At 61.0% G+C, this 2,355-nt stretch carries 4 protein-coding genes; 3 read left to right on the top strand and 1 reads right to left on the bottom strand.

The window, feature by feature from the left end:
* The 3 genes from A5788_RS00220 to A5788_RS00210 all read left to right on the top strand — a co-directional run.
* Positions 1–437: hypothetical protein (locus A5788_RS00220; RefSeq protein WP_231894389.1), on the top strand; the 437-nt coding region annotated here is incomplete at its 5' end.
* 106 nt (positions 438–543) lie between these two features.
* A complete protein-coding gene (locus A5788_RS00215) occupies positions 544–1,392 on the top strand; it encodes a TIGR02391 family protein (protein ID WP_006370051.1) in 849 nt (282 codons plus the stop codon).
* 330 nt (positions 1,393–1,722) lie between these two features.
* Complete coding sequence (locus A5788_RS00210) at positions 1,723–2,049, top strand: hypothetical protein (RefSeq protein WP_020173285.1); 327 nt, start codon at positions 1,723–1,725, stop codon at positions 2,047–2,049.
* 21 nt (positions 2,050–2,070) lie between these two features.
* On the opposite strand, the gene A5788_RS00205 is transcribed toward A5788_RS00210, so the two are convergent.
* Positions 2,071–2,355, bottom strand: a 285-nt coding sequence (locus A5788_RS00205) for a Mu transposase domain-containing protein (RefSeq protein ID WP_442902914.1), incomplete at its 5' end; no start/stop codon positions are given.

Below are 2,355 nucleotides of genomic sequence, written 5' to 3'. Positions count from 1 at the left end.
TCCCGGTCGTACTTCTTCCGCTTCTCTGGCATCGTGCTCCTCATTATCGATGCCTCTACGGTTCGGGGGGAACCTCACTCTTCCGTGAGGGTTTGGCGGGTGGGATGAGCGGAACGCTTGATGCCATCGGCTCTCGCGCCAACTCGATATACCCGCCGGGGATGTTCGGTGTTCCGGTGAACCTCGGTTCCTACGGTGGGATGTTCTCGGATCACCTTATGAGTGCGCCTGGCCTCTCCTCGCTTTTTCAGAACGCGCAGAAGCAGATGGTCGACAAATACCCTGACGTGATCGCGCGTGATCAGTCAGCTGAGGTGATGTACAGCGCTCCCGGAGCAGCCGACGTACGGGTCGATCTCCAGTTCGCCGACGACATGGGCGACTTGTGGCGTCGACGGCACGGTCAGCAACCCGAGCCTGTGATGGAGGACGAGTAGGCCAAGTCTCCGAGTCCGACCCACGTCCGAAATGATAAGAACGTCATAACACCTAATCGCAAGGCGCCAGACCTTGGTCAGTCGCCTCTAAGAGCAGAGCCACTCGATGTCGACCACTATGCCCAAACAAACGCCCCCGAAGATTGCTCCCTTCACCCCGGATTTCGTCAAGGGCGTGTGCGACGTGCTTTCGCAGACAGATCATCCGGGACTCACCGGTTCCGAGATCGACTCCTTGCTCCAGATGGTGGGAGTCAGGCAGCGTGAGCCGGGCGGCAACAAGCGCGACAGCCTGTACGTCACTCTCTACAACGTCCAGGTTCGACAGCAAGCCGGCAACGTCATGGGCGGATTCATCGCAAAGGCCATGAATCCTAGCCGGTATGCCGCTCAGCCAGCTCGTTTCGACGAGCTGCGCGACCAGCTCAACCAGTTCCTCGTGTACTACGGCTACGCAGTTAACGAAGCGGGCAAGCTCGCATCCGGAGCGAAGGCATCCAGCATCTCCGAGGGTGCCGCCCTGGCCGGACGACTTCAAACTGAGCTGAGGCGCCGAGGGTGTCACAGCGAGTTATTCCGCTACTGCGACGAGGAACTCATCGGGCGTTCTCTGTTTCATGCAATGTCGGAAGCGTCGAAGAGCATCCCAGCAAGAGTCCGCGGCATCACGGGGTTGGCGGGTGATGGCGCAGCTCTTTACGACGGCGTCCTCGGAACCAATCGCGAGCATCCCGCCTGGTCCATCAACGCCCATGAATCAGACTCCGACATCAGCGAGCACCGCGGCTTTAAAAGCCTGCTCGTTGGGATCCACGGGCACTTCCGAAACCCGCGCGCGCACTCCAGCCGAATCTTCAATGATGAGGTTCTGAACGATTTCTACGACGCGTTCTCGCTCTCCTCCTACGTACATCGTCGGCTCGACTCAATGAGGAGATTGACCGCACCCCACTGAGCCGAAAGCTTGGCTTGCGGCTATCCGCGCCGAGGAACGATTGCTCGGGTCGCTGCTCACGGTCTCAGGTCCGGACCACACCAGAACCAACGGCCCGCTCTAGATCCGCTATGACGAGTCCTCTCATCCGTTTCATCACGACCGGCTTTCTGGGTGCCCACCCCCTCGCTGCGAACGTCACCAATCTGCTCATGCGGCTGCCGACCTCCGGGAGGGCGGCAGATCAGCGCGCCCAGCGAGTGGCGCCGCCAGAATGTCCTATCGCGCCGATATCCTGCCTACGTGCCTCCCCGGTCGCGGGAGGACGTGCTGCGCGATCAAGGGTGAGTGATGATTGACGAATCGGCGGTCGTCGAACAGTTCCTCGAGCTAGCTCGGGGCACGAGCAGCTCGCTGATCAGCTTCCTGCCGGCGTTCGAGGACGCCGTCACAGTTCCGGAAACATCGACTATCGTGCGGACGCACTTTCTCGCACATGATGCCAACGGAGCGCCTGCTGTGGAGCAGCTCGCAGGAGCGATGGCGTCTGCGGCCATGGATTTCTGTATAGCACGTTCGAAGATCGAGCGAGCGTATGCAGAGTACGAGGAGACTCGATCGACCGCGGCCATCGTGAGCTTGAATGAGCTGACGTGTGCGGTCTCAGGAGATGCGTGACGTCGTGTTCTCGGGAGATGCTTACCGGCGGTGGGGCCGGTGGGCGTTGAAGTTGCGAATGGTCTTGGTGGTGGTTCGTGCGTGCAGTGACAGTTCTCTGGCGCCGTCGAGCACTCGTAGGTGGTGATCGTCGACGATGATGGTGACGATGGTGCCGGCGTAGGTCGGACTGACTCGGAGGCGTTGGCCGGCCACCATGATCTGACCGCTCTTGGGAACCCGGCGCTGCACGCTCTGCGGCCCTGACGGTGGCGCAGGCGGCAGCGGGGTGCTGGCTTCCCGAACTCCGGTCAAGCGGCGAATATT

Source organism: Gordonia sp. 852002-50816_SCH5313054-c (assembly GCF_001665925.1).
Taxonomy (GTDB): domain Bacteria; phylum Actinomycetota; class Actinomycetes; order Mycobacteriales; family Mycobacteriaceae; genus Gordonia; species Gordonia jacobaea.
This window is presented reverse-complemented; position numbering and strand designations above follow the sequence as displayed.

Coding starts and splice junctions, on each gene's coding strand:
- A5788_RS00215 (WP_006370051.1), top strand. CDS start 544: ATGTCGACCACTATGCCCAAACAAACGCCCCCGAAGATTGCTCCCTTC.
- A5788_RS00210 (WP_020173285.1), top strand. CDS start 1,723: ATGATTGACGAATCGGCGGTCGTCGAACAGTTCCTCGAGCTAGCTCGG.